The organism is Flavobacterium covae (assembly GCF_001534645.1).
In the GTDB taxonomy this organism is placed as follows: domain Bacteria; phylum Bacteroidota; class Bacteroidia; order Flavobacteriales; family Flavobacteriaceae; genus Flavobacterium; species Flavobacterium covae.
Genome location: NZ_CP013992.1, coordinates 278,960 through 304,911, shown reverse-complemented (window position 1 = coordinate 304,911; position 25,952 = coordinate 278,960). Strand labels below are relative to the sequence as shown.

Here is a 25,952-nt window from a genome sequence, read left to right as displayed (position 1 = left end):
TACTTTACTGTTTTGTTTATTGGACACAAATCCACGCAAAATTACAAATTTTTACGGAGATAACGACTAAAATAGTAATTTTGCACTTATTTTAAGAATTTTATATGCCTTTATTTACTCAAAAAAGCGAATTAAAAAGACATTTAGATACTTTTTTAAATCCAAAAAAGACAATTGGTTTTGTTCCTACTATGGGAGCTTTGCACCAAGGACACTTGTCATTGGTAGAAGAAGCTTTAAATTATAACGATCTTGCAGTTGTAAGTATTTTCGTAAACCCAACTCAATTTAACAACCAAGAAGATCTTGATAAATATCCTCGAACTTTAGAAGAGGACTTAAGCAAGATTAACACCTTCAACCCTAACATCATTGTTTATGCCCCTACTATTGAGGACATATATGAAGGCAATACTGTATCTACTCATTTTGAATATGACGGTTTAGAATTTGAAATGGAAGGCAAACACAGACCTGGTCATTTTGATGGTGTAGGAACTATTGTTAAAAAATTATTTGAAATTATTAATCCTACAAATGCTTATTTTGGAGAAAAAGATTTTCAACAATTACAAATTGTTAAAAAATTAGTCAAAAACTATAACATCCCTGTAAACATTGTAGGTTGTGCTATTTATCGAGAAGCAAATGGTCTTGCCATGAGTTCAAGAAATCAACGTTTATCTCTACAAGAAAAAGCAGAAGCCTCTTTTATTTTTGAAACACTAACTGCTGTCAAAAACAATTTTTACAATCAATCCCCTGAAAGTTTAACAAGATGGGTACAGACAGAATTTTCAAAACAATCTTTATTTGATTTAGAATATTTTGAAATAGCAGAAGAAGAAACTTTAAAAACTTGTAGGGAGAAATTACCAAACAAAGTTTACCGTGCTTTTATAGCTGTTTTTGTAAACAATATACGTTTAATTGACAACATTTCACTAAAATAATATAACTTTGTGCCATGCGAATTGAAGTTGTAAAATCAAAAATTCACCGAGTTAAAGTAACAGGTGCCGATTTAAATTATATCGGAAGTATAACTATTGACGAAGTTTTAATGGAAGCCGCCAATATTTTTGAAGGCGAAAAGGTATCTATTGTTAATGTCAACAATGGAGAACGCTTAGAAACCTATGCTATCAAGGGACCTAAAAACAGTGGTGAAATTACGTTAAATGGACCTGCTGCGCGTAAAGTACATCAAGGAGATATTATTATTATTATTTCGTACGGAAGCATAGAGATTAGTGAAGCCAAAAACTTCAAACCTTCTATTGTATTTCCTAATGAAGAAAACAATTCATTAGAATAACGTGAGTAGCAAAATACGCTCTTATGCTAGTTTGATCATTCCATTACTATTAGGTGCTGGATTGACTTACTATACATATAATTCATTTACCGAAAAGCAAATTGCTCAAATGAAATTGTACTTTACAACGGCTAATTATAGTTTCGTTACAATTTCTTTATTTATAGCTATTTTGGGTTGTATTTTTAGAGCTTATCGTTGGAAATATGCACTACAAGAAATAGGGGTAAAACCCAATTTCAAACTTAATTTCTTGGCAGTTTGTATAGGCTATTTCGTAAATTTAACAATTCCTAGATCAGGTGAATTTTCTAGAGCATTACTCCTAAAAAAATACCAAGATGTCCCTTTTGATAAAGCTTTTGGAACGATCATAGCTGAGCGAATTGTTGATCTAATTTTTCTCTTATTATTTGTATTCAGCGCCTTAATATTAGAAATAAATACGTTAAAAAGTTTTTTACTTACCTATATCCCTATCGAAAAACTAATTATACTTTTAATCATAGGATTTATATTAGGCGTTAGTTTTTTATTATTGTACAGCTATTCTAATTGGAAGTACATCCTCCTTTTTAAGTCAAAAATTGCAGGTTTAAAAGAAGGTATTTTTAGTTTATTATACATGCCTAATAAATGGCGTTTTTTATTTTTTACTTTTCTAATCTGGTTTTCCTATGTACTAATGTTCTATATTACCGTATTTGCATTAGAAGCTACCAGCACAATTAATTTTGGAACAATACTTGTCGCTTTCGTAATAGGAGGACTAACCATGTCATTTACTAACGGTGGATTTGGCTTTTTCCCTGTTTTGATAGCAAAAATTTTAGTCTTATATAAAATCCCTATAGAAGCAGGAAATGCTTTTGGATGGATTGTTTGGACATCTCAACTTTTAATTACAATTCTTCTAGGCATCTTTTCATTTTCCGTTTTACCAATTGTTACTAAAAAAAAATAATTTAGTAACTTGCTTCACCAACTAAACAGATGATTTTTTTATAAATTTTAGCCTATAACAAACTATTTACACAATTAAAGGCAATTTTATAATATGAAGACATTATAAATAAAATACACAGATATGAAAAATTTTATATGGGCGTTTGCCTTCTTTTGTTCATTGAATCTATTTTCTCAGACAACAGTAGACCACTTTTTCTCTGCAAAACTTAATACAAAAAGAGATATTACAGTTAAGTTACCTACCTCTTATAGCACTAATCCAGAACGTAGTTATCCTATGATATTGGTACTTGATGGAGAATTTTTATTCCCATCATTTGAAAGTACTTTACGTTATGGTAATTATTGGGATGATCTACCAGAAGTAATATTAGTTGGTATTAATCAAAATAAAAACAACGAACGTTATGATGATTCACAATTTGATCCAGCAGAAGGTTTACCAACAAAGAAAGGTGCTGATTTTTTTGAATTTATAGGTGCTGAACTTTTACCTCATCTAGAAAAAAAATACCGATTAGCTCCTTTTCGTATAATAGCGGGTATGGATGTAACAGCTGGTTTTTTAAATGCTTTTTTATACAAAGAAAACCCTTTGTTTGATGGTTACATCTCTATTAGTCCAGAACTAGCAAATGGAATGGAGGGAATGGTAGCACAAAGACTTTCAGAAACAAAAAAACCTATTTTTTACTACCAAGCAACCTCTGATGGTGACTTAAAAAAATTTCAAAAAAACATTAAAACATTAGATAAAAACATACAAACCATCAAAAATGATTTTCTAAATTACAAGTTTGATGACTTCAAAAGATTAGCTCATTACGGAATAGCCCCCAACGCTATCCCTAGTGCTCTTTATCAGTTTTTTGAAATATATCAACCTATTACCGCTATGGAATATCAAGATAACATTAGTCCTTTAAAAGAAGGCTATGTAGATTATCTTAACAAAAAATATGACGCAATAGAAAAATCATTAGGATTAAAAACCAAGATCCGTTTTAGTGATATGAAAGCCATTGAAACAGCTATTAAAAAAAATGAAGCTTGGTATGAATATGAACTTTTAGCTCAGATTTCAGGTCAACAATATGAAAAAACAATGTTGTATGAGTATCACATGGGAATGTATTGGGAAAAAAGAGGTGAAATAAAAAAAGCCTTAAAATTTTATCAAGATTCTTTTAATAAAACAGAAATTGGAGACATTACGAAGGATTTCATGATGAATAAAGCGGAAGAACTTAAAACCAAACTTCCTAAAAAGAATAAAATGAAAGGTGGTAAAGCAAAAGATCAAAAAACAGAAGAAAATATTTTAGAAACACCTTCTGAAACATCAACCGAACCACTAAAAGAAGAAAGTAAAAAAGAGAATTAATACCCAATGGCCAAAATAAAAACCTCTTTTTTTTGTCAAAGTTGCGGCAGTCAATTTGCTAAATGGCAAGGACAATGTACATCTTGTAAAGAATGGAATACTTTAGTTGAAGAAATTGTTCAAAAAGAAGAAAAAATTACTTGGAAAACCGAGTCTCCTACTCATAAAAGAGTACCAAAGCCTCTTTTAGTTCATGAAATTGATTCTACGGAAGAAATTAGAATGAATACAACTGATGGGGAATTAAACCGCGTTTTAGGTGGTGGATTAGTTCCAGGTTCGCTAACCTTATTAGGAGGTGAACCTGGTATTGGTAAGAGTACTTTATTACTTCAAATATCTCTTAAATTACCTTATAAAACGCTATATGTTTCAGGTGAAGAAAGCCAGAAACAGATAAAAATGCGAGCAGAACGAATTACCACCGAAAATGATAATTGTTATATATTAACAGAAACCAAAACTCAAAACATTTTTAGGCAAATTGAAACGATTGAACCCGATGTGGTTATAATAGACTCCATACAAACTTTACAAACGGATTATATAGAATCTTCAGCAGGCAGTATTTCTCAAATTAAAGAATGTACCGCAGAGCTTATTAAATTTGCTAAAGAAACCAATACACCTGTTATTCTAATTGGTCATATAACAAAAGACGGCACCATTGCAGGACCTAAGATCTTAGAGCACATGGTAGACACCGTATTACAATTTGAAGGAGATCGAAATCATATTTATCGCATTTTACGATCACTCAAAAACCGTTTTGGCTCTACATCAGAACTAGGCATTTATGAAATGCTTGGATCAGGGCTTAGAGAAGTCAGTAATCCTTCTGAAATATTAATATCTCATAAAAATGAAGAATTATCAGGCACCGCTATAGCCACAACCATGGAAGGTATGCGCCCTCTAATGATTGAAATACAAGCACTCGTTTCTACAGCCGTATATGGTACACCCCAAAGAAGTACTACGGGTTATAATGCCAAAAGACTCAATATGATACTTGCTGTTTTAGAAAAAAGAGCAGGCTTCCGATTAGGGTCTAAAGACGTTTTTTTAAATATTACAGGCGGAATTACAGTAGATGATCCAGCCATTGATCTAGCTGTTGTGGCTGCTATACTTTCTTCCAACGAAGATATTTCAGTAGGAAAAGATATGTGTTTTGCAGGAGAAGTAGGCTTGTCAGGAGAAATACGCCCCGTTAATAGAATTGATCAACGAATACAAGAAGCGGAAAAACTTGGTTTTTCAACCATATTTGTATCTAAATATAGTAAAATATCATTGAAAAATCATCAAATAGCAATAAAGCTAGTTGCCAAAATTGAAGATGTAATCAGTGAATTATTTGGATAAACAAAAAACCTATGAAATCATTGAATGAAATCCTCCAAACTGTACAAACTTATCATGAATTAGGCAAAACTATAGCTGCTGCCAAATACGTTAGTAAAACATTTGACATTATACACCCTAATTTTGAAGGATTTGAACTCAGAGAGAAAGCAGTCCCTAAATCTATACTAATGACTACAGAAGGTGTATTTGGAAAACCTCAAAAAATACGGATTCCTGATAATACTTTTGGGTTCAAACTCATCTTCAATCTTATAACACATGAAATGATTTTTCATAAAACCTATCCTCAAATACCTAATCCTGCCCATAATCAACAACTTTTTTTTGACAACAAAGCAATAGAATACTATAACCGCATGGAACAGGAAGGCCCTCTTCAAAAAAAATATGCAGCACAAAAAAAGAAATAGAAAATTTTATAGCTTCATTACCCCAATAACCTGATTTATGAAAACAAAAAAGCAATGGCTATTTTTATTTATTAAAATATTACCTATTCTACTAATCTTATTCATAGGAATTGTATATTTTTTCCGTGATACCTTATTAGAACAAGCTATTTTAAAAACTCAAAATAAATTTGAAACGGATTATGAAACAACTTTTCAAATAGGTAAAGCTTCTTTTACAGGTACTTCTAGTATTGTCTTAGAAGATATTCAAATACTTCCTTTGAATAAAGACACTTTAGTATCTGTTAAAAAGATTGAAACGGAAATCAGTCTTTTAAAAATCATCACAGGAGATTTACAACTTCAAAATTTAAAAATTGAAAAAGGTTTTATTCAGCTAGTAAAAAACGAAAAAGGAACCAATTTTAGTGCCTTTCTAAAAAAAGACAAATCGGAAGAAATAAATACTGGAAAGCGAAATTATGCACAACTTGTTAATCGTATTTTAACCAAAATACTCAATCTTATACCTACTCAAATGCGTTTACAAAATTTAGCCCTTCGCATACAAGATATGGATAAAAAACTAACTTTTCAAATGCAGAATCTTTCTTTAGAAGGTGAAAAATTAAACACTCAAATACAAATTACAACAGATCATTTTTCTCAAAAATGGAATCTACAAGGATATGCTAATGCTCGCAAAAAACAAACGGATTTATTAATTCAATCAGCCGATACAACTCAAATAACACTTCCTTATTTACAGGAAAAATGGGGACTCAAAACAGGTTTTGACAAAATTCGATTAAAAGTAGATCAAATTGATATGAATTTTGGAGAATTAACCATTAATGGATTAGCCTCTATAAACAATCTTACCATTAATCATCCTAAAATAGCCTCTAAAGATGTAGTTGTTAAAGAAGCTGAGTTTGATTATCAATTTGTATTAGGAAGTAATTTTATTTCGCTCAGTCAGAACTCATTAGCCAGACTTAATAAAATAAAGGTAAAACCTTATTTAGAATATAATACAGCCCAAGATACACTTTATAAAATCAAATTAGATTTAGAAAAAATTAAAGCGCAAGATTTTATCACCTCACTACCTACTGGTCTATTTAGCCATTTTGAAGGAATGCAAGCAAATGGTGACTTTGATTATCATTTAAACTTTCAAATAAATAGTAACAAACCACATCAATTAATTTTTGATAGTAAATTAAATAAAAACAACCTGCAAATTTTAAAGTATGGACAGGCTAATTTAGAAAAGTTAAATTCTGAATTTGAATACAGAGCTATTGAAAATGGAGTTCCTCAACGTCCTATTTGGATAGGGAATACGAATCCTCACTACACTCCTTTTGACTCTATTCCTTCTTATCTAAAAAATGCTGTCTTAACAAGTGAAGATCCCTCTTTTTTTAGACATCGAGGATTTATTACTGAAGCTTTTAAACAATCTATCACGAAAAATATACGTACTAAACGTTTTGCAAGAGGTGCCAGTACGATAAGTATGCAATTAGTGAAAAATGTTTTTTTAACTCGCGAAAAAACATTATCTCGAAAATTAGAAGAAATATTATTAGTTTATATTTTAGAGAATAACCAGATTACTTCTAAACAAAGAATGCTAGAAGTCTATTTTAATATCATAGAATGGGGACCTAATATTTATGGTATAAGTGAAGCTGCTGAATTTTATTTTCAGAAAAAACCGCAACAAATGAGCTTAAATGAGTGTTTATTTCTAGCTTCTATAGTTCCTAAACCTAAAAAGTTTATGTATCAATTTAACGAAATTGGAAAACAAAAATCAGGTGCTGAAAGGCATCAAAAATTCATAAAAAATCTAATGTTAAAAAGAGGTTTAATAACCTCTGAAGATACCATTGGTCAATCCGTTCCTATATATATATCAGGAAAAGCAAGAAATTTGTTACGTATTAAAACACCAAAAGACACAACTCGTTTAGATAGTTTGACAATTATTGAAAAAAAGATTTTTCAATAGTTTTTTATTTAATTTCAAAGCTTTTGCACTAAATTGTACTCTTATAAAGTATAAACTTTCATATTATGCAAAAGATTCTTATAAAATTCATTTTATTGACTTCTGCTTTTGCTTGGGCACAAAATCCTATTTTTACCCAAGCAAAAATAAAAGAAGCAACAGTTTATTTTAATTCAGCTGAAATAATACAACAAGCTAATATTCCTTTAACCAATGGTACTCATGAGGTCGTGGTTAAAAACGTAGCGAATTATTTAAATGAAAATTCAATTCAAATAAGCACCCCATCTCACGTTACTATTCTATCTATACAATTTACTAATGATTATATTTCCGAGTACGATACAAATGAAAATTCTCCTGAAATAAAAAGAGTAAAAGATAGTATCTCTTTACTAAAAAAAGAACTAAATAAAGTAACAAACATTCGAATTTCAGAACAAAAAACAATTGAGCTTTTAGATAAAAACCAACAAGTTTTTGGTCAAAATTCAGGTTTAAGTGTTCTAGAACTTTCCAAAATGGTTGAGTATTACAAATTAAAACGAACCGAAACTAGTAACACCATCAATGTTCTTGAAGAAAGAGAAAAAAAGTTACTCGAACGATTAAATCATTTGAATACTAAACTTGAAACCAACAATTTAAAAAACGAAAAAACCACAACAGGTAAATTGGTTTTACAACTTATGAATACTTCTGCCGGAAATATTCCTCTAGAAATTTCATATATAACACCCAATGCTAGTTGGATTCCTTTTTATGATCTTCGTACAGAAAACATAAAAGATAATATTAACTTGATTTACAAAGCACAAGTTTATCAAAATACTGGACTTGATTGGAAAAAAATAAAACTTACATTATCTTCTGGAAATCCCAATCAAAATAATCAGGCACCAATCTTAAATAGCTGGTTTCTTACCTATGGATATCCTAATTATGGATCCCAACAAAAAAAAGGAGTCATGAATCAATTACAAAGTAGAATAGCAGATGTACAAATAAATACAATAGACGCGGAATCAGCTCAAGCCGCTCCTTCTTCTATAAGCAATTACACAAATATTGTAGAAAATCAATTACAAACTTCTTTTGAAATAGACATTCCATATGACATTTTATCTAATGGTAAAGCTCATAGTGTTTCGCTAAAAGATTTTAAAATACCTGCTTCGTTTAAATACTATGCTGCACCAAAAATAGAAAAAGAAGCTTTTTTAATGGCCGAAATAAAAGATTATACAAAATACAACCTGTTAGCAGGCGAGGCAAATATTATTTTTGAAGGTTTATATGTCGGAAAAACTTTTATTAATCCGAATCAAACATCAGATACACTTAACCTAAGTATGGGACGAGACAAAAAGGTATCTATTAAAAGAGAAAAAGTAATGGAGCAATCAGGTATACGTTTTTTATCTTCTAAAAAAGAACAAACATTTACCTATGACATCGTCATTAAAAACAATAAAAAAGAGACTATTTATATGCTTCTAAAAGATCAATACCCTCTTTCAACTGACAAAGAAATAGAAATTGAACTTACAGAAAGAAATGGAGCAAAAGTAAACCCAGAAACGGGGATTTTAACATGGGATCTTCAATTAAAACCTAACGAAATTCAAAAAATACGAATACGTTATATTGTTAAATATCCTAAAGATAAAATAATCAGTAATTTGTAATTTTGTAAAAAGGCTATCCCAAATACTATAACACTTTTATTGAGTCAAAAAAAATTAGAATAAATCTTTTTTAATTGATACTTTAAATACTTTTTTGGGATAGCCTTAATGATTTACACACCCTTTTTATGGTGCTGGATTAGGATGTAATTCTTGTATTTTATTAACCTCTTTTATTACCTCATCAGTAAGTCGAACCTCAAAAGCATTGATGTTTTCTTCTAATTGATCTAATGAAGTTGCTCCTATTATGGTAGAAGTTACAAAAGGTTGATGATGCACAAAGGCTATAGATAACTCTGTTAAAGTAAGTCCTAAACTATGCGCCAATTCTTGGTATTTAGGAGTTACCTTATAACAGTTTTCGTTAGTATAACGAATAAAGTTAGGAAATTTTCCCATTCGCGAATCAACAGGAGTCCCTTGTAAATACTTACCAGTAAGGAATCCAAAGGCTAATGGTGAATAAGCTAGTAAAGCTAAATTTTCACGCATACAAATTTCTGAAAGTCCTACTTCAAAAAGTCTATTTAATAAGGAATAAGGATTTTGTATACTGGCTATTCTAGGCAAATTATGTTTTTCTGCTTCTATAAGATAACGCATAACGCCCCAAGGATTTTCATTAGAAACACCTATGTTTCTAATTTTTCCTTCTTTTATCAAGCCATCAAAAATGGTTAATATTTCAAAAATAGAGTCTTTCCATTGGTTATCAATTTCGGTCATACCTCTTTTACCAAACATATTCATAACTCTTTCTGGCCAGTGCATTTGGTAAAGGTCTATATAATCTGTTTGCAAATTTTTCAAGCTTAAATCAACTGCTTCATGCAAACTTTTTTTTGAAAAATCTAATGGTTGACGAATATAATCTAACCCTCTGTTAGGTCCTGCAATTTTGGTTGCTAAAATAACTTGATCGCGCTTCCCTTTTTTTTTGAACCAACTCCCAATATAACGTTCTGTATTACCAAATAGCTGTGCATTTCCTCCTATTGGGTACATTTCGGCAGTATCAAAAAAATTAATTCCTCTTTCAAAAGCATAATCCATTTGAATATGTGCCTCTGATTCTGAATTTTGATTACCAAAAGTCATCGTTCCTAAACAAATATCACTTACTTCTAATTCAGTGTGAGGCAATTTGATATATTTCATCTATGAAATTTTTAATTTATTTAACCTAAAAGGTGTGTTATAAAATTTAAAAAAGGCTGTCCAAAAAGTAATAAATCAACATCCAGTTTGTCACTACATAAGGAGGAGTCTCATAATCAATATTATATAATTTCTCCTTTGGTCGAAATGAACAAAATTGCGAACTTTTTGGACAGTCTCTTTATTCAAAATTTTAGTTACAACTCATTTAATGCTTTTGTCAACTCATCTAGCTTAGGTGTCAAAATGATTTCAATACGGCGATTTTTAGCTTTACCGTCTGTCGATTCATTTGATACCAATGGGCTATATTCGCTACGTCCAGCAGCTGTTAAGTTTTCTTTTTTAATCTTCGGATTAGCTGACAACAAATTTACGATGGCTGTGGCGCGTTTGGTAGATAAATCCCAGTTGTTTTCAACTCCTCCTCCTAATGTTCCTGTTATTTTATCATTATCAGTATGTCCTTCTATTAAGATTGAAATATCTGGATTATCAGCTAAAACTTTTGAGACTAAATCAACTGCTTTTTTTCCTTCTGTTCCTACTGTCCAGCTTCCTGATTCAAATAGTAATTTATTTTCCATAGAAACATAAACTTTCCCATCTTTCTGGTGGATCACAAGTCCTTTTCCTTCAAAAGCTTTTAAAGATTTAGCTAATGTTTCTCTTAATTTTTTCATAGAAGCTTCTTTAGCTTCTACTAAATTTTCAAGTTCTGTTACACGATCTGAACGATCCTTAAATTCTTTACTTAATTTATCCAAACGAGCTTTTTCAGCAGCCAGAGCTTTTTCTTTTGCTTCTAATTGTGCTAATAATTCTCTGTTTTTGTCCATATTTGCTTTTAAAGCATCGTCGCTATTTTTTTCTAAAGCATTATACGAATTTTGTAACGTAGTCAGATTATTAGAAGTAGCACTATAATCGGCTGCTAACTTATCACGTTCTGCTTTTATTTTTTCTAATTCAGATTTTACTTTTGCTAAATCTAGATTGGCCTGGCTTTTACCAGATTTAAGTAACTCATTTTCATCAGCTAAAGCATTGCGTTCTTTTTTTAGTTCAGCAAACTTATTTTCTAAATCAGTATATATTTTCTTGGAAACACAAGAGGAAGTACTTAAGGCGAGTAAAAGTAAGCCTATAGAAGTTCTTTTTATCATAATTCAAAACATTTGGGATTATTAAAATTCTACACACACTGGACAATGATCAGAATGTTTTGCTTCTGGCAAAATATAGGCTCTTTTCATTTTATTTTGCAAAGGTTCATGCACCAAGCAATAATCAATTCTCCAACCCTTATTATTAGCACGTGCATTAGCACGATAACTCCACCAGCTGTAATGATGCGGATCCGTATTAAAAAAACGGAAACTATCTATAAATCCTGATTTTATAAATTTATCCAACCATGCTCGTTCTTCTGGTAAAAAACCAGAAACCTTTGCATTTTTTATGGGATCATGTATGTCAATGGCTTCATGACAAATATTATAATCACCACAAATTACAAGATTAGGTACTTCTTTTTTTAGTTGATTTATGTAATTATAAAAATCATCCATATACATAAACTTGTGTTCTAATCTATCTATATTCGTACCAGAAGGCAAATATAAACTCATAACAGAACAATCATCAAAATCTAATCTTAGATTTCGTCCTTCCTTATCCATGTGTTCTATACCCGTTCCGTACACAACTTTTTTAGGTTCTATTTTGGAGAGAATAGCTACTCCGCTATATCCTTTTTTTTCTGCAGGAAAATAATACTGGTAAGGATAACCCGCTAATTCAATATCCATTACAGGAATTTGATCTTGAGTAGCTTTGATCTCTTGTAAACATATTACATCGGGATTTGCTGCTTGTAACCATTCTAAAAAACCTTTTGTAATGGCAGCACGAATACCATTTACGTTATATGATATAATTTTCATCAAACCAAATTAAAAATTAAAACTAAATCACTAATTATGAATACCATTATTGTATTACTGATGGTATAATTGATTTTTTCAAAAGTATAGAATATTTTAAGAGTCTCGACTATTTTTTTTAAACAATTAACAAACATTTGAATATCAAACAAATCAGAATATATTTAATAAAAAAATAAATGATTCATTGTTAAACCATTACATATTATACGACTTTTGCTATATTTGCAACTTGCATTAATCGTAAATATAAATGGGTTTAGTCACTGCCAAAGAAGTAGCCAAAGCAATTAAAACTGATAATTATGGCCCTATTGGGACCTTTTCGGGTTGGTTGTTAATGAAAGCACTTCAAATATCAACATTAAATAAAATTTATGACAGGAATAAACATCTATCAGATGTTGAGTTCTTGAATGCAATTTTGGACGAATTCCAAATTAAATTTGAGATTCCCGAAGAAGATCTAAAAAGATTACCTAAAGAAGGTCCTTATATTACCATTTCTAACCACCCGCTAGGAGGCATAGATGGAATATTACTTTTAAAATTAATGCTTGAACGCGAGCCTAATTTTAAGATTATCGCTAATTTCTTATTACATCGTATAGAGCCATTAAAGCCATATATCATGCCCGTAAATCCTTTTGAAAACCATAAGGATGCTAAGTCGAGTGTAATTGGTTTAAAAGAAACTTTTCGCCATTTAAGCGATGGAAAACCTTTAGGTATGTTTCCAGCTGGTGAAGTTTCTACTTACAAAGACGGAAAACTCATAGTGGACAAAGAATGGGAAGAAGGAGCTATTAAAGTTATTAGAAAAGCACAAGTTCCTGTGGTACCTATTTATTTTCATGCCAAAAACAGTAAATTATTTTACTTCTTATCAAAACTAAGTAGTACTTTGCGAACTGCAAAACTTCCTTCTGAATTACTTACTCAAAAAGATCGTGTAATAAAAGTTCGTATAGGAAAACCAATTTCAGTAGCGGAACAAAATGAGTATACAACCTTAGAAGATTATACAGATTTTTTACGCAAAAAAACATATATGTTAGCAAATGCTTTTGCCGAAGAAAAAAAACTTTTTGAAGCACCTATTCTAAAACCTACTTCAAAACCCGCAAAAGCAATTGTAACAGGAGCTAATCAAGAAAAAATGATTGAAGAAGTAGCCAAACTTAGAAAAAAAGAGGCTCGATTGCTCCAAAGTAAAAATTATGAAGTATTCTTAACAGAAGCTAGTGAAATTCCTAATATCTTACATGAAATAGGTCGTTTACGAGAAATTACCTTTAGAGCCGTTGGTGAAGGTACTAATGAATCTATTGACTTAGACGAGTTTGACAACTACTACCACCACATGTTTTTATGGGATGATGATACCAAACAAATTGCAGGCGCTTACCGTATGGGTTTAGGATCTAGAATATTTGCTAAATACGGAATAAACGGTTTCTACTTACAAAATCTTTTCCGTTTTGAACCCGAACTGTACGATATGATGAGTAAATCCATCGAAATGGGACGTGCCTTTATATGTAGTGAATATCAGCAAAAACCAATGCCTTTATTCTTATTATGGAAAGGTATTGTACACACTACACTAAGACACCCTGAACATAAATTTTTAATAGGTGGAGTAAGTATTAGTAATCAATTTTCAGAGTTTTCAAAATCATTGATGATTGAATTTATGAAATCTAATTTTTACGATCCTTATATTGCTCAATATATTCATCCTAAAAAAGAATACAAGGTAAAATTAAAAGATGCTGATAAGGATTTTGTATTTAACGAAGCAGAGTCTGATTTGAATAAATTTGATAAGATCATAGACGAAGTAGAACCTGGTAATTTACGTTTACCTGTTCTAATCAAAAAATACATCAAACAAAATGCTCGAGTAGTTGCCTTTAATGTAGATCCTTTGTTCAACAATGCCATTGATGGACTCATGTACATCCGAATTGCTGATTTACCAGAAAGTACTGTAAAACCAGTAATGGAAGAATTTCAAGCAGAATTAGAAAGAAAATTGAATGAAGAACTACAATCTAAATAAGATTGTAGTTCTTTTCATACAAACACAAACATTCACTATATTTTTCTATTTATCATTTTTTATTTATATTTGTTTAAACCAAAACATTTAAAATGCACAATTTCATACAAAAATTTCACTCAGGATGGGCTTATGTAGCCTTAGCTTTATTAGTTTTTGCTATTATTAATAGTTTTTTAGGTAATTCCTCTAATAGAGAATTTACAGCTAAAGACAGAAAAATTGCTTTATTTGGTTTAATTGGTACCCATATTCAATTTTTAGTAGGAATTATTTTATACTTTGTTTCTCCAATGGGCTTATCAGGTTTTAATATGAAAGAAGCCGCTTTAAGACTTACTTCTATGGAGCATCCTTTAATAAATCTAATTGCTATAGTATGTGTAACCATTGGATGGTCAAAACATAAAAAAATGGAAACAAGTCATGATAAATTCAAAAAAATAGCTATTTTATACAGTATTGGACTTATCCTAATTCTATCTCGTATACCATGGTCATCTTGGTTATCATAAAAAACAGTAAGCCCTTTTAATGGGCTTATTTTTTATCCTATTATACAAAATGATTAAAAGAAAAAACTATGATCAACCGTATTTTAATGGGTGTTTCTACACTACTAGCTATACTTCTAACATCAAAATTTTCATTTAAAAAATTTGATTCAACCAGTTTTGAGCCTATTAAAATCGTCCCTGACACGATCAAAAAAGATTCTTTACCCCTTATTTTAGACAGTTTATCCGTAGAGGAAGGTCTTTACAACTTCAAACTTTACAAAAGCAAAGGACACGCCTCTTATTATGCCAATCGTTTTAACGGGAGGAGAACAGCTAGTGGCGAGCGTTTTTATAATCATAAATTAACTGCTGCCCACCGAAAACTACCATTTGGAACAAGAGTTAGGGTAACCAATTTAAAAAATGGTCGCAAAATAATCGTAAAGATAAATGACCGTGGTCCTCATATTCGCAATCGTGAAATAGACTTATCTCACAAAGCCTTTCATCATTTGGCTAAAGGAAAAGGAGGAGGAGAAATGCCTGTAAAAATTGAAATAGCTCTAAAAAAAGAAAAAAATTAAATTTTTATATCCCATTCGCTATAAGGATGTCTACTTAAATAGGCATTGTAAAAACGCATATCTGAGGTAACTTCTAAACCTAGCCATGAAGGTCTATCAAAAAACTCATTTTCTGTCTGCAGCTCTATTTCTGCTAAAACAAGACCTTGATTTAAGCCTAAAAAAACATCTACTTCAAAGAGGTGTTTTCCAAAAGGAACTTCATAACGTATTTTTTCTATAATTCCCTTTTCACAAAGAGGCAAAAGCAGTTCAGCTTCGTTCAAATAAATCTCTTTTTCCCATTCTAGTCTAGAAGCTCCAGTAGTGCTACTAGCTCCTTTTACAGTAATATATCCTTTTTCATCTTTTATTCGTACTCTAACTGTTCGTTCAGCAACCGAACTCAAATAACCTTGTACAATTCTATTATTAGACTTGCTTTCTTCCAAAAATTGATTATTTGTAACTAAAAATTTACGTTCTATCTCAATCATACGATCTTTTTTAAATAACCAAGCGAAGATACTCTAAGTTTTTTAAAGCTATTAACTTTTGCAGAAACATTAGTAATTTTGCAATATGGAAAGCCTTATTCGTAAAATAATTCATATAGATATGGATGCCTTTTATGCGTCCGTTGAACAAAAGGATCATCCTGAACTAATAGGTCTTCCTATAGCTGTGGGAGGCAGTGAAATTAGAGGTGTTATATCTGCTGCTAGTTATGAAGCTAGAAAATTTGGTGTACGAAGTGCTATGACTGGTATACAGGCTAAACGTTTATGTCCTGAGTTATTTTTTGTAAAACCTCGTTTTGAACGATATAGAGAGATTTCTCTGAAAATTAGAAAAATATTTTATGAGTATACTGATCTAGTAGAACCTCTATCTTTAGACGAGGCCTATTTAGATGTAACCCAAAACAAAAAAAACAATCCTAGCGCAACTCTTATAGCTTCTGAAATCAGACAACGTATATTTGAAGAAGTTGGTTTGACTGCTTCAGCGGGAATTTCTATCAATAAATTTGTAGCCAAAATAGCATCTGATTATAATAAACCAAATGGTCAAAAAACGATTCATCCTGATGATGTAATTCATTTTTTGGAGAGTTTAGATATTAAAAAATTTTACGGTATTGGAAAGGTAACTACTGAAAAGATGTATCTGTTAGGGATTTATACTGGTCTAGATCTAAAATCTAAAACAATAGAATATTTAGAAGAACATTTTGGAAAAAGTGGTACTCATTATTATCATCTTGTTAGAGGAATTTCAAACAGTCCTGTAAAACCTAATCGAGCCTCTAAATCTGTTGCAGCGGAGCATACTTTTTATACCAATTTAACCTCTGAAATTTTTATGGAGGAAAAATTAGAACGTATTGCTGATGAATTAGCTAAAAGACTTCAAAAGCATAAATTATCTGGTAAAACCATAACACTTAAAATAAAATATTCTGATTTTAGTCAACAAACCAGAAGCAAAACACTTCCTTATTTTGTTTCCGATCGAGATGTATTGTTAGAGGTAGCTAAAGAGCTTCTTTATCAAGATCGTATGAAAGACTCTGTTCGTTTATTAGGTATTTCTCTTTCTAATTTAAATACAGAAATAAAAAAAACCGTAGTGATTCAGCTACGGTTTGATTTTTAATTCTTTTTATTCTATTTCAGAAATTCTTAATGTATTTACCATTCCTTTTGCTACAACTGGCATGGCTGCTAAGTTTACCAAAATATCTCCTGGCCTTACAAATCCTTTTTCTTCTGCTATTTCATTAATATCATCTATTGTATCATCTGTACTTACAAATTTATCATACATAAACGCATGAACTCCCCACAATAAATTTAACTGAGTTAAAATACGAGGGTTGGATGTAAAGACTAGAACATGTGCATTGGGTCTCCATGCAGAAACTTGAAAGGCAGTATAACCACTATTTGTTAGTGTAGTAATAGCTTTGGCTCCTATATCTCCAGCTAAAATAGCTGCGTGATAACAAATGTGTTTTGTTATAAAGCGATTGGTTTTTACTTGTGGTTGTTTTTGAGGCACATGAATTAGTGGTGAATCTTCGACTGCCTCAATAATTTGGGTCATTTTTTCAATTACTTGTATTGGATAATTACCTACTGAGGTTTCACCTGACAGCATTACTGCATCTGCTCCATCCATTACTGAATTAGCGACATCATTTACCTCTGCACGAGTAGGAGTAAGACTTGTAATCATGGTTTCCATCATTTGGGTTGCTACAATTACAGGAATACGAGCCAATTTGGCACGGTTAATTAATTTTTTTTGAATTAATGGAACTTCATGTGCGGGCATTTCTACCCCTAAATCACCACGCGCTACCATAAAACCATCACAATGAGCCACTAGCTTATCTAGATTTTCAATTGCTTCTGGTTTTTCTATCTTGGCAATAACTGGGATTTTGTGATCTGAATTTTCTTCTATTAATTCTTTGAGATCTTTAAGATCTTCTGGTGTTCTTACAAAAGATAACGCAATCCAATCAACTTTACTTTCAATTGCAAATAGTGCATCACGAATATCTTTTTCGGTAAGGGCTGGTAATGATACTTTTGTATTGGGTAAATTAACTCCTTTTTTAGATTTTAATGGCCCTCCTTGAATTACTTTACAAACAACTCTACTTGTTTCAACATTACTTGATATTGCTTCAAATATAAGCTTTCCATCATCTAATAAAATACGTTCTCCAGGATTTACATCTTTAGGAAATGCTTTATAGGTCATATATATATTATCAGGTGTTCCTGGCACATCTTCTATTGTTTGAAAAGTAACCAGATCTCCCTCATTTACAACCACATCTTCTTTCATTACGCCTACACGTAGTTTTGGCCCTTGTAAATCAGCTAATATAGCGGTTGTATAACCGTATTCTTCGTTTAATTCCCGAATAATACGTATACGCTCTGCAACATCTGCATAGTCTGCATGGGAAAAATTGATACGAAATACATCAACTCCAGCATCCATCATCTTTTTAATCACTTCCTTAGAACTACAGGCTGGGCCTAGAGTTGCTACTATCTTTGTTTTTTTTTGTGTACGCATTCTTAAAATATCAAATTATTCTTAGATTTAATTTCATTTGGGTTTACTTCATAAACTGCAGAAATCAAATCAATTTTATTCAACTTATAAATTATTTCTTTTAACTCTATCTGTTCGTCGTGTTCAATTTTTAATACAAAATCAACTTTTTTTAAATCTGTTACCAAATTTACTTGAGTTGTAATACTATTTTCTTGAAATAATGAATTTACAATATCTGAAGGGGGAAATTCTATTTCTTGTTTATTTTGTATTAAATCCCACGTCATCATTGCTTCATCATCTTCGTATGTGAATCTAGAAAAAGTAGCTAATTGTTTGTTAATTTCGACTGGAATTTCATCCTCGTTCTTGGAAAGCAAAATCTCTAAATTCTGATTAATCTTATAAGCTAACCGATAATCTTCTAAAGTAGTATGAATAGCAAGTAGGTCATAATCTACTTGATCAAAATCCCCAAGATGAATTTGATGTTTAAGTTTGGTCATACTATTCAACATTAAAAACAAAGGTAAATCTTTTTTAAAAAATCATTAATATTTATCTTTAAAAATAATCGATAAAAGACAAATAAAAACCGACAAAGTACACTGTCTTTCTTGTTTTTTTCTCAGATCGTATTTTATCTATTATTGATTTACTTTTTATTGTTAATTCAATTAATGATATACTTTTTTTATTTTAACAACATAAATTTATTACGGATAAAAATAACTTTGAATTTTTAAAAGTATTCTTTTGTCCTGAATATAGAGAGCTACATTTATAAAAAGAATTTTATAATAAAATTCTTTTGACTTTATGAATCTTGCTAAATTTACGACATTTTTTAAACCTAGATAGGCTTACAATTCTTTTTAAGATAAGTTTATAAGTTTTTTAACGATTTATTTTTATTCAAATGATATTAAAGTATTAAGAGTGCTTCTTCAATTGTATCATATATTTTTTTTAACTGCTGATCTGTTATAATATAAGGGGGTAATATATAGACTGTGTTCCCTACAGGACGAAGTATAATTCCTTTTTCTATAAAAAAGTTATATAGCTTATTACGAATGGTTCCATAGTATGAAATTTCTTCATCTGTTATAATTTCCAAAGCAAAAATCACTCCTATTACGCGAGTAGTTTTAACCTTTGGATTCAAATTCATTTTTATCTGAAAGGCTAAATGTTTTTGATGAATTCTATCAATATTTTTTTGTGTTTCATCTCTTTGTAATAGTTCAATACTGGCTAAAGCAGCTGCACAACCTGTTGGATTAGCTGTAAAAGTATGTCCATGAAAAAACGCATGATTAATAGATTCATTTTTAAAACCATTAAAAATAGATTCTGTAAAGGAAGTAATGGCCATAGGAATTGTACCTCCTGTTAATGCTTTAGACATACACATCATATCGGGATTTTCTTTGAGATAATTACATGCAAAAAAGCGTCCTGTTTTTCCAAATCCTGTCATCACTTCATCAGCAATAGTAAAAACTGAATTGGATTTACAAATTGTAATTAATTCATCTAAAATAAAGGCTTCATACATTATCATACCCGCAGCTCCTAAAACCAACGGTTCAAAAATAAATGCGGCTACTTGATTTTCTTTTAAAGCTTTTTGAAGTGTTTTTTTTGTAATTTCTTCGTTTCCTTTTGTTGGAACGGGAATTCGGATAACATTGATTAGTGAGTCTTGAAAAGCTTCTGTAAACAAACCTATCCCACTTACAGCCATAGCGCCGAAGGTATCGCCATGAAAAGCTTCTTCAAAGGCTATTATCGTATCTTTTTTTATCCCTTTGTTAAAAAAGTATTGAAATGAAGCTTTTATTGCCACCTCAACTGCCGTTGACCCATTGTCCGAATAAAAAAATTTTTTTTGATTTATTGGTAGTATTTCAATTAATTTTTCTGCTAATTGTACTGCTTTATTATGTGTAAAACCACCAAATAAAACGTGTTCTAAAGTAGTTAATTGATCGTAAATGGCTTTAGCGATAAACTCATTTGAATGTCCAAAAGGATTTACCCACCATGAAGCAATAGCATCTATATATTCTTTATTTTTTTCATCCCATAACAAAGCTTCTTTTCCTTTTACTATAGCAGGTAGTATACCTATTGTTTGATGTTGTGTATAAGGATGCCAATTATATAATTGATCTTTTTCAGATAAAGTCATAAAACTGTTTTTTTTAACTAAAGGAAATTAAGGATTTATTATTTTTTTTAGAGCTTTTAAAGTTCCAATAATTTTTCTCTAAATTTTTCAGCATAATATGAGATAACGTTTTCGTCAAAATAGGGTTCATTATCTATACGTCCTATATATTTTATACCCGATTTATGAAGAATAATATTTTCTGTTGATGTATTTTCATCTCCTGAAAAGATAATTCCGGATACTTTTATATTTCTATTTTTTAGTAATTCTAAAGTCATTAAAGTATGATTAATGCTTCCTAAATAATGTCTAGAAACAATTACTACTTTATAATCAGGTTGAATAAGGTCTACAACGCAGTCTGTTTCATTTAGTGGAACTAAAATCCCTCCCGCTCCTTCAATTACTAAATGATTGTCTGTTGTAGGTTCTATAATTTTTTTTAAATCTATGGTAAGATTATCAATTGTTGCAGCTAAATGTGGACTAGCAGGCGTATTTAATGCGTAAGCATTAGGGTGAATGGTAAGTCTGGTATTTTTTACTCTTTTTTTTATTTTATGACTATCTGAATTATCTAAATCTCCTGCTTGAATAGGTTTCCAATAATCTGCTTCTAAAGCCTGTGTGATAATAGCTGATGCAATTGTTTTACCTACGTCTGTTCCTATACCTGTAACAAAAATTTTCATTTTATAAAATTCTAATTTCTTACAAAAATAAGAAAAACAGGTCTTTTTTAGTTTCTTCTTTTGATTCTTTATTTGTATCTGTTTCTATTTTTAGAAATTCTCTTTATAAATGTTTTTTTAGGAAAGGAGCGAAAAATAGTTTATCTTATTTTAAAAAGGAGGATTTGACAAATATTTTTTTATTAAATATTTATTCTTAAAAAATAGTGGTAAATAATTTAAAAAAACATTACAAAAAGTAAATGTTTTAAATTTAGTGTACTATTTAAAAGACAAGAATGACAGTCTGGTTATTCTTATGTTTTTTTTGGTAGCTGTTCTAAATTATTCTTTTTGTAATGTTTTTCTTGAATTATAGATAGAAATATATGTGTATTTTAAAAAAAATTAATTTAATATTTAATTAAAATCCGTAATTAAAACCTAGACCAAATACTTCTCTAATTTGAAAGGCTCCCACAGCATTATCATCATAAATTGCTTGAAAAGCTAAATTAGTAGATATGTATTTATTGATTTTCATTACTAAATTTGCTTGATAATCAATATCTACATTTTGTGGTTTATCTAAATAATTAGAATACAGGTTTAAAATATTTTCCCAGGTAACATTATCCATTAGTTTAAATTTGTAATATGCTTGTAGACCAGCACCAAATTCAAAACGAGTGGATTTTCCTTGTTCAACTCCAAAAGAGCTTCCGTTTTGAGTAAAATGAGAATGAACTACTACTAAACGAGCTGTTGCAGGAGCTATATTGAATTTAAAATTTTCATGTTTTTTCCACATCATACCAGGACCTAACTGTAAATAAGCTGGAGAGAAGAAGTGCGATATTTTATTACCATTTGTATCAAAACCAGAGTCCATTTGTGTCTTAAAATCTAAGAAAGCTGAGTAAAACCAATATCCTTTTGCTCTTTTTCCTAGTACTGAATTGTATAATAATCGGTCGTCTGACTTGCGAACATCAGCGTCTTTAAGTTTTGTCAATCCATAAGCAGCTATGATTTTATTATCCCAAATTAGATCTTTTGATTTATAATTAAAATCATAATTGATATTTATATTTCCTGCTATATTAGAAGTTCCTCCAGCTCTCCATTTATCATTAAAGGCTGATTGGTTAAATAAAAAATTGAAATTACCTCCTCTTTTCCAACCTACATTGGTAGTATCTTGTGCTTTTTTTTCAGTTTCAGAAGTTCTTTTTATTAATTCTCCTTCAATTGTTTGTGCGTTAAGCAAAGTTTGGCAGATTAATAATGCCAAGCATAAAAGTGATTTTTTCATGATGTAAATTTTTATTTAGTTCTCTTAAAAATCGGAACCGCTGAACAAGCTTCTCCAAACATTACACTTTTTGCTACTTTTTGTAGTTGTGTGATGGCCATGATGTATGCTTCTTTCGGGACTGGTTTTTTTGAGCAACCCTTCAAAATTACTGGTTTATCAAGGTATTTACTGAAATCTATTCGTAGAATTTCTTCTATATATACATTAACCTCAATATCTTCTTTATTTCCGAGGATAGTTTTTTTGGCGTATTTGTCTAAATAAGAAGCTATTAATATAGGTGCCCAAGTTGGCAAAATAGCATCTGAACTACAATAAATGGCGCAATAATGATCTTTATATTGTGACCAATCATGATTTTTCAAAGCTTGTCTAAAATCTTTTTCTTTTAACAAAAATCCATCTATGAGCCATTGTTTAATATCAACAGCCGTTCTTATTCCACTAGGATAAAAATCCTCTAGATCAAATACTTCTAAAGAACTATTCGTTACTTTATTTATAATTTCTTCCATATTTAGTTGCAATCTCTAATTTTCAGTCATTGCAAAACTGTATACTGCAACTGAAAAATTTGTTTTTTCATTAAAGCATTCCTAATTCTAATTTTGCTTCTTCACTCATTAAATCTTTGCTCCAAGGTGGATCAAAAGTAATTTCTACTTCACATGATTTAACTGCTTCTAGTTTTTCTATTTTTTCTTTTACTTCATTAGGAAGTGTTTCTGCCACAGGACAATTGGGGGAGGTTAATGTCATTAAAATTTTCACATCCATGTCCTCATTTACAAAAACATCATAAATTAAGCCTAATTCGTAAATATCTACAGGTATTTCAGGATCATAAATTCGTTTTAATACTTTTACTACTTCTTCTCCTAAATTTATATTATCATTAAATTCTTCCATATTTTTTTAGATCTTATAAGTCGTTTAAGTTTTTAAATTCTCTTTTTCTTATAATTTTAGCCTTTATTTTTTTATGATTTTATACATATTATTACTTTTTACTTTATAAGTTAAATTTTGCTGTTTTTTTTATTTTCTACATTCTTAACTTATATTTACTAGTATAATATTTTAAAAAATTACTTTTTGCTTAAAAAAGCCAAAGCATACATTTTTATTTGTTTTATCATAGATACTAAACCGTTAGCTCTTGTAGGTGATAAATGTTCTTTTAAACCTATTTCGTCTATAAAATCTGTTTTGGCATCTAGAATAGCTTGTGCTGGTTGATTAGAAAATGTCCTTATTAATATTCCAATAATTCCTTTTGTTAGAATAGCATCACTATCAGCTGTAAAAACAATATTTCCTTCTTTTTCTTCAGCATAAACCCAAACTTTAGATTGACATCCTTTGATGATATTTTCCTCTGTTTTGTATTGTTCTTCAATTAGGGGTAATGATTTTCCTAGTTCGATTATGTATTCATAGCGTTGCATCCAATCATCAAACATTGAAAACTCATCTACAATTTCATTTTGAATTTCTTCTATGGTCATTCTTGATAGAATTTATTTCTGTTAATTATTCTTGTTTTATGTAAGAAATTAATTTGGATACAAATTTTTCAATTTCTACAGGTGGGTGTCCATGATCGAAGCCAGCTGATTGATATTCTTGATCTTCTTTTTTTATCTTCATATCTGCGTGTGCCGCTCCATCATGATAACGTAATTCAGTAGGTGCTTTCAGCTTGTCTAACGCTTTCAAATTAATTTGATTTAACAAAGTTTGTAATTCATCTATTTGTTGGGCTGTTAGATCTACTGATTTAAAATCATCTGCATCACGATTTTCGGTATAACTTAAAGAGTTTGGGGTTAATTTAATTCTTAAATGATAACCTCTTGTATTTGCTACATATTCTACAAACATTCCTTTTTCTTGTTTATCCGTTCTTCCCTCTTCAACTGGTTTTATTGACTCTTTTTCTTTGTTTTTTTCATTTTTCACAAAAGTTGATTCTGCCTGGGGTAAGGTTGTTTGTTTGCATTTACAGGAAACTAATAAAACAAAAACCGAAAATAGAGTGAGTGCATTTTTTTTCATCTGTATAATTATTTAAGATAACATCATTTTTGCTTTTTTTACAGCTTCTACAAAGACATCTATTTCTTCTTTTGTATTATAAAAGGAGAAACTTGCTCTTACAGTACCTGGGATTTGAAAAAAATTCATAATCGGTTGTGTACAGTGATGGCCTGTGCGAACGGCTATACCTAATTTATCTATAATTGTGCCAATATCGTATGGATGAATGCCTTTAATATTAAAAGAAATTACGGAGGTTTTATTTTCTGAAGTTCCAAATATTTTCAGTCCCTCTATCTCTAATAATTTTTCAGTTGCATACACTAAAAGTTGTTTTTCTTGTTTTTGAATATTTTCAAAACCTAGTTGGTTTAGATAATCAATAGCAGTACCTAAAACAATTCCATCTGCTATATTAGGTGTTCCTGCCTCAAATTTGTGGGGTAATTCAGCATACGTTGTTTTTTCAAACGTTACTTCTTTTATCATTTCGCCTCCCCCCATATAGGGTGGTAATTTATTTAGCCACTCTTCTTTTCCGTATAAGATACCTACTCCTGTTGGTCCACAAATTTTATGTCCAGAAAAAACATAAAAATCACAATTTAAGTTTTGTACATCTGGTTTTAAATGGGGAGTTGCTTGTGCTCCATCTATTAAAACAGCGGCTCCTACTTGATGTGCTTTTTCAATAATATATTCAATAGGATTTATTGTTCCTAAAGCATTTGAAATATGATTAACTGAAACTATTTTAGTATTCTCAGAGAGTAGTTTATCAAATTCCGATAGAATTAACTCTCCTTTTTCATTTATTGGAATCACAACTAATTTTGCTCCTGTACGCTCACACAACATTTGCCAAGGCACTATATTGCTATGATGCTCTAATGCAGACACCATTACCTCATCTTTTTCATTTAATAACGTTGTAAAACCATTGGCTACTAAATTAATTCCTTGTGTGGTTCCTGATGTAAAAATAACTTCATAATTATGTTTTGCATTAAGATGTGATTGGATTTTGTTTCGAGATTCTTCATAGGCATCAGTTGCTAACTGACTCAACGTATGTACCCCACGATGAATATTAGCATTAATTTCGTTATAGTACTTTGAAATAGCATCTATAACTACTTTGGGCTTTTGAGCAGTTGCTCCGTTATCAAAATATATTAAGGGCTTTCCATTTACTTTTTGTTTTAAAATAGGAAAATCTTCTCTAACTTTTTGGATATCAAACATATTATTCAAAAAAAATCTAAAAGCAAAATTAGTTAATT

Annotated in this window: 26 protein-coding genes; 12 read left to right on the top strand and 14 right to left on the bottom strand. The window is 30.3% G+C overall.

Going from position 1 to position 25,952, the window contains the following annotated elements:
• The first annotated feature begins 104 nt into the window (after window positions 1-104).
• The 8 genes from panC (at window position 105) to AWN65_RS01280 (ending at window position 9,145) form a co-directional block, all read left to right on the top strand.
• Window positions 105-953: a pantoate--beta-alanine ligase gene (gene panC / locus AWN65_RS01315; protein ID WP_060381516.1), complete on the top strand. Its 849-nt coding sequence runs from the start codon at window positions 105-107 to the stop codon at window positions 951-953.
• Between the two features lie 14 nt (window positions 954-967).
• Window positions 968-1,318: an aspartate 1-decarboxylase gene (gene panD / locus AWN65_RS01310; RefSeq protein WP_060381515.1), complete on the top strand. Its 351-nt coding sequence runs from the start codon at window positions 968-970 to the stop codon at window positions 1,316-1,318.
• 1 nt (window position 1,319) lies between these two features.
• Entirely contained in the window at window positions 1,320-2,282 is a 963-nt protein-coding gene (locus tag AWN65_RS01305; RefSeq protein ID WP_060381514.1) for a lysylphosphatidylglycerol synthase transmembrane domain-containing protein, read from the top strand.
• Between the two features lie 123 nt (window positions 2,283-2,405).
• The gene (locus AWN65_RS01300) at window positions 2,406-3,671 is read left to right on the top strand and encodes an alpha/beta hydrolase (protein ID WP_060381513.1); all 1,266 of its coding nucleotides are present in this window, start codon (window positions 2,406-2,408) and stop codon (window positions 3,669-3,671) included.
• Between the two features lie 6 nt (window positions 3,672-3,677).
• Complete coding sequence (gene radA, locus AWN65_RS01295; protein WP_060381512.1) at window positions 3,678-5,039, top strand: DNA repair protein RadA; 1,362 nt, start codon at window positions 3,678-3,680, stop codon at window positions 5,037-5,039.
• Between the two features lie 11 nt (window positions 5,040-5,050).
• The gene (locus AWN65_RS01290) at window positions 5,051-5,452 is read left to right on the top strand and encodes a hypothetical protein (protein ID WP_060381511.1); all 402 of its coding nucleotides are present in this window, start codon (window positions 5,051-5,053) and stop codon (window positions 5,450-5,452) included.
• Window positions 5,453-5,489: 37 nt separating this feature from the next.
• Window positions 5,490-7,457 (top strand): transglycosylase domain-containing protein, encoded by a 1,968-nt coding sequence (locus AWN65_RS01285; RefSeq protein ID WP_060381510.1) that lies wholly within the window; start codon window positions 5,490-5,492, stop codon window positions 7,455-7,457.
• Between the two features lie 65 nt (window positions 7,458-7,522).
• Window positions 7,523-9,145, top strand: coding sequence for a DUF4139 domain-containing protein (locus AWN65_RS01280; RefSeq protein ID WP_060381509.1), 1,623 nt, complete (start codon window positions 7,523-7,525; stop codon window positions 9,143-9,145).
• 126 nt (window positions 9,146-9,271) lie between these two features.
• Here AWN65_RS01280 and AWN65_RS01275 read toward each other — a convergent pair whose 3' ends face one another.
• The 3 genes from AWN65_RS01275 to AWN65_RS01265 all read right to left on the bottom strand — a co-directional run bounded on the left by AWN65_RS01275 (window position 9,272) and on the right by AWN65_RS01265 (window position 12,252).
• Window positions 9,272-10,306 carry an aldo/keto reductase gene (locus AWN65_RS01275; RefSeq protein ID WP_060381508.1) on the bottom strand — a complete coding sequence of 345 codons (1,035 nt, stop codon included), beginning with the start codon at window positions 10,304-10,306 and terminating at the stop codon, window positions 9,272-9,274.
• 197 nt (window positions 10,307-10,503) lie between these two features.
• A complete protein-coding gene (locus tag AWN65_RS01270; protein WP_060381507.1) occupies window positions 10,504-11,472 on the bottom strand; it encodes an OmpA family protein in 969 nt (322 codons plus the stop codon).
• Window positions 11,473-11,493: 21 nt separating this feature from the next.
• Window positions 11,494-12,252, bottom strand: a complete 759-nt coding sequence (locus AWN65_RS01265; RefSeq protein WP_060381506.1) for an exodeoxyribonuclease III — start codon at window positions 12,250-12,252, stop codon at window positions 11,494-11,496.
• Between the two features lie 253 nt (window positions 12,253-12,505).
• Between AWN65_RS01265 and AWN65_RS01260 the strand changes: the two genes are divergently transcribed.
• The 3 genes from AWN65_RS01260 to AWN65_RS01250 all read left to right on the top strand — a co-directional run bounded on the left by AWN65_RS01260 (window position 12,506) and on the right by AWN65_RS01250 (window position 15,401).
• Window positions 12,506-14,317, top strand: a complete 1,812-nt coding sequence (locus AWN65_RS01260; protein WP_060381505.1) for a GNAT family N-acyltransferase — start codon at window positions 12,506-12,508, stop codon at window positions 14,315-14,317.
• Between the two features lie 92 nt (window positions 14,318-14,409).
• Window positions 14,410-14,832 carry a hypothetical protein gene (locus AWN65_RS01255; RefSeq protein ID WP_060381504.1) on the top strand — a complete coding sequence of 141 codons (423 nt, stop codon included), beginning with the start codon at window positions 14,410-14,412 and terminating at the stop codon, window positions 14,830-14,832.
• A 68-nt stretch (window positions 14,833-14,900) separates the two neighbouring features.
• Window positions 14,901-15,401, top strand: a complete 501-nt coding sequence (locus AWN65_RS01250) for a septal ring lytic transglycosylase RlpA family protein (RefSeq protein WP_081078369.1) — start codon at window positions 14,901-14,903, stop codon at window positions 15,399-15,401.
• Here AWN65_RS01250 and AWN65_RS01245 read toward each other — a convergent pair.
• Window positions 15,398-15,877 (bottom strand): CYTH domain-containing protein, encoded by a 480-nt coding sequence (locus AWN65_RS01245; protein ID WP_060381503.1) that lies wholly within the window; start codon window positions 15,875-15,877, stop codon window positions 15,398-15,400. The two genes, AWN65_RS01250 and AWN65_RS01245, sit on opposite strands and share 4 nt — an antisense overlap.
• A gap of 85 nt (window positions 15,878-15,962) precedes the next feature.
• On the opposite strand from AWN65_RS01245, the gene dinB reads away from it, so the two are divergent.
• Window positions 15,963-17,039, top strand: a complete 1,077-nt coding sequence (gene dinB / locus AWN65_RS01240) for a DNA polymerase IV (RefSeq protein WP_060381502.1) — start codon at window positions 15,963-15,965, stop codon at window positions 17,037-17,039.
• Window positions 17,040-17,045: 6 nt separating this feature from the next.
• On the opposite strand, the gene pyk is transcribed toward dinB, so the two are convergent.
• From pyk to AWN65_RS01190, 10 genes are all read right to left on the bottom strand, one after another.
• Complete coding sequence (gene pyk, locus AWN65_RS01235; RefSeq protein WP_060381501.1) at window positions 17,046-18,479, bottom strand: pyruvate kinase; 1,434 nt, start codon at window positions 18,477-18,479, stop codon at window positions 17,046-17,048.
• A gap of 2 nt (window positions 18,480-18,481) precedes the next feature.
• Window positions 18,482-18,967 (bottom strand): IPExxxVDY family protein, encoded by a 486-nt coding sequence (locus tag AWN65_RS01230; protein WP_060381500.1) that lies wholly within the window; start codon window positions 18,965-18,967, stop codon window positions 18,482-18,484.
• Window positions 18,968-19,386: 419 nt separating this feature from the next.
• Entirely contained in the window at window positions 19,387-20,658 is a 1,272-nt protein-coding gene (bioA, locus tag AWN65_RS01225; protein ID WP_060381499.1) for an adenosylmethionine--8-amino-7-oxononanoate transaminase, read from the bottom strand.
• A gap of 56 nt (window positions 20,659-20,714) precedes the next feature.
• A complete protein-coding gene (bioD, locus tag AWN65_RS01220; RefSeq protein WP_060381498.1) occupies window positions 20,715-21,332 on the bottom strand; it encodes a dethiobiotin synthase in 618 nt (205 codons plus the stop codon).
• 403 nt (window positions 21,333-21,735) lie between these two features.
• Window positions 21,736-22,626 carry a DUF3078 domain-containing protein gene (locus tag AWN65_RS01215; RefSeq protein WP_060381497.1) on the bottom strand — a complete coding sequence of 297 codons (891 nt, stop codon included), beginning with the start codon at window positions 22,624-22,626 and terminating at the stop codon, window positions 21,736-21,738.
• Window positions 22,627-22,637: 11 nt separating this feature from the next.
• Entirely contained in the window at window positions 22,638-23,144 is a 507-nt protein-coding gene (locus AWN65_RS01210) for a DUF2480 family protein (RefSeq protein WP_060381496.1), read from the bottom strand.
• Between the two features lie 70 nt (window positions 23,145-23,214).
• Window positions 23,215-23,538: an SUF system Fe-S cluster assembly protein gene (locus AWN65_RS01205; RefSeq protein WP_014166706.1), complete on the bottom strand. Its 324-nt coding sequence runs from the start codon at window positions 23,536-23,538 to the stop codon at window positions 23,215-23,217.
• A 179-nt stretch (window positions 23,539-23,717) separates the two neighbouring features.
• Entirely contained in the window at window positions 23,718-24,137 is a 420-nt protein-coding gene (locus AWN65_RS01200) for a SufE family protein (RefSeq protein WP_060381495.1), read from the bottom strand.
• A 25-nt stretch (window positions 24,138-24,162) separates the two neighbouring features.
• The gene (locus AWN65_RS01195) at window positions 24,163-24,687 is read right to left on the bottom strand and encodes a hypothetical protein (RefSeq protein ID WP_060381494.1); all 525 of its coding nucleotides are present in this window, start codon (window positions 24,685-24,687) and stop codon (window positions 24,163-24,165) included.
• Between the two features lie 12 nt (window positions 24,688-24,699).
• Window positions 24,700-25,914, bottom strand: a complete 1,215-nt coding sequence (locus tag AWN65_RS01190; protein ID WP_060381493.1) for an aminotransferase class V-fold PLP-dependent enzyme — start codon at window positions 25,912-25,914, stop codon at window positions 24,700-24,702.
• Window positions 25,915-25,952: the final 38 nt, after the last annotated feature.

Bases quoted from the DNA above. Each gene is read 5' to 3' on its own strand.
- radA (WP_060381512.1), top strand. From the start codon at position 3,678: ATGGCCAAAATAAAAACCTCTTTTTTTTGTCAAAGTTGCGGCAGTCAA.
- panC (WP_060381516.1), top strand. From the start codon at position 105: ATGCCTTTATTTACTCAAAAAAGCGAATTAAAAAGACATTTAGATACT.
- dinB (WP_060381502.1), top strand. From the start codon at position 15,963: ATGGAAAGCCTTATTCGTAAAATAATTCATATAGATATGGATGCCTTT.
- AWN65_RS01200 (WP_060381495.1), bottom strand. From the start codon at position 24,137: ATGACCATAGAAGAAATTCAAAATGAAATTGTAGATGAGTTTTCAATG.
- AWN65_RS01215 (WP_060381497.1), bottom strand. From the start codon at position 22,626: ATGAAAAAATCACTTTTATGCTTGGCATTATTAATCTGCCAAACTTTG.
- AWN65_RS01260 (WP_060381505.1), top strand. From the start codon at position 12,506: ATGGGTTTAGTCACTGCCAAAGAAGTAGCCAAAGCAATTAAAACTGAT.
- AWN65_RS01280 (WP_060381509.1), top strand. From the start codon at position 7,523: ATGCAAAAGATTCTTATAAAATTCATTTTATTGACTTCTGCTTTTGCT.
- AWN65_RS01205 (WP_014166706.1), bottom strand. From the start codon at position 23,538: ATGGAAGAATTTAATGATAATATAAATTTAGGAGAAGAAGTAGTAAAA.
- bioA (WP_060381499.1), bottom strand. From the start codon at position 20,658: ATGACTTTATCTGAAAAAGATCAATTATATAATTGGCATCCTTATACA.
- AWN65_RS01265 (WP_060381506.1), bottom strand. From the start codon at position 12,252: ATGAAAATTATATCATATAACGTAAATGGTATTCGTGCTGCCATTACA.
- AWN65_RS01245 (WP_060381503.1), bottom strand. From the start codon at position 15,877: ATGATTGAGATAGAACGTAAATTTTTAGTTACAAATAATCAATTTTTG.
- AWN65_RS01285 (WP_060381510.1), top strand. From the start codon at position 5,490: ATGAAAACAAAAAAGCAATGGCTATTTTTATTTATTAAAATATTACCT.
- AWN65_RS01255 (WP_060381504.1), top strand. From the start codon at position 14,410: ATGCACAATTTCATACAAAAATTTCACTCAGGATGGGCTTATGTAGCC.
- AWN65_RS01300 (WP_060381513.1), top strand. From the start codon at position 2,406: ATGAAAAATTTTATATGGGCGTTTGCCTTCTTTTGTTCATTGAATCTA.
- panD (WP_060381515.1), top strand. From the start codon at position 968: ATGCGAATTGAAGTTGTAAAATCAAAAATTCACCGAGTTAAAGTAACA.
- bioD (WP_060381498.1), bottom strand. From the start codon at position 21,332: ATGAAAATTTTTGTTACAGGTATAGGAACAGACGTAGGTAAAACAATT.
- AWN65_RS01190 (WP_060381493.1), bottom strand. From the start codon at position 25,914: ATGTTTGATATCCAAAAAGTTAGAGAAGATTTTCCTATTTTAAAACAA.
- AWN65_RS01275 (WP_060381508.1), bottom strand. From the start codon at position 10,306: ATGAAATATATCAAATTGCCTCACACTGAATTAGAAGTAAGTGATATT.
- AWN65_RS01270 (WP_060381507.1), bottom strand. From the start codon at position 11,472: ATGATAAAAAGAACTTCTATAGGCTTACTTTTACTCGCCTTAAGTACT.
- pyk (WP_060381501.1), bottom strand. From the start codon at position 18,479: ATGCGTACACAAAAAAAAACAAAGATAGTAGCAACTCTAGGCCCAGCC.
- AWN65_RS01195 (WP_060381494.1), bottom strand. From the start codon at position 24,687: ATGAAAAAAAATGCACTCACTCTATTTTCGGTTTTTGTTTTATTAGTT.
- AWN65_RS01290 (WP_060381511.1), top strand. From the start codon at position 5,051: ATGAAATCATTGAATGAAATCCTCCAAACTGTACAAACTTATCATGAA.
- AWN65_RS01250 (WP_081078369.1), top strand. From the start codon at position 14,901: ATGATCAACCGTATTTTAATGGGTGTTTCTACACTACTAGCTATACTT.
- AWN65_RS01230 (WP_060381500.1), bottom strand. From the start codon at position 18,967: ATGACCAAACTTAAACATCAAATTCATCTTGGGGATTTTGATCAAGTA.
- AWN65_RS01210 (WP_060381496.1), bottom strand. From the start codon at position 23,144: ATGGAAGAAATTATAAATAAAGTAACGAATAGTTCTTTAGAAGTATTT.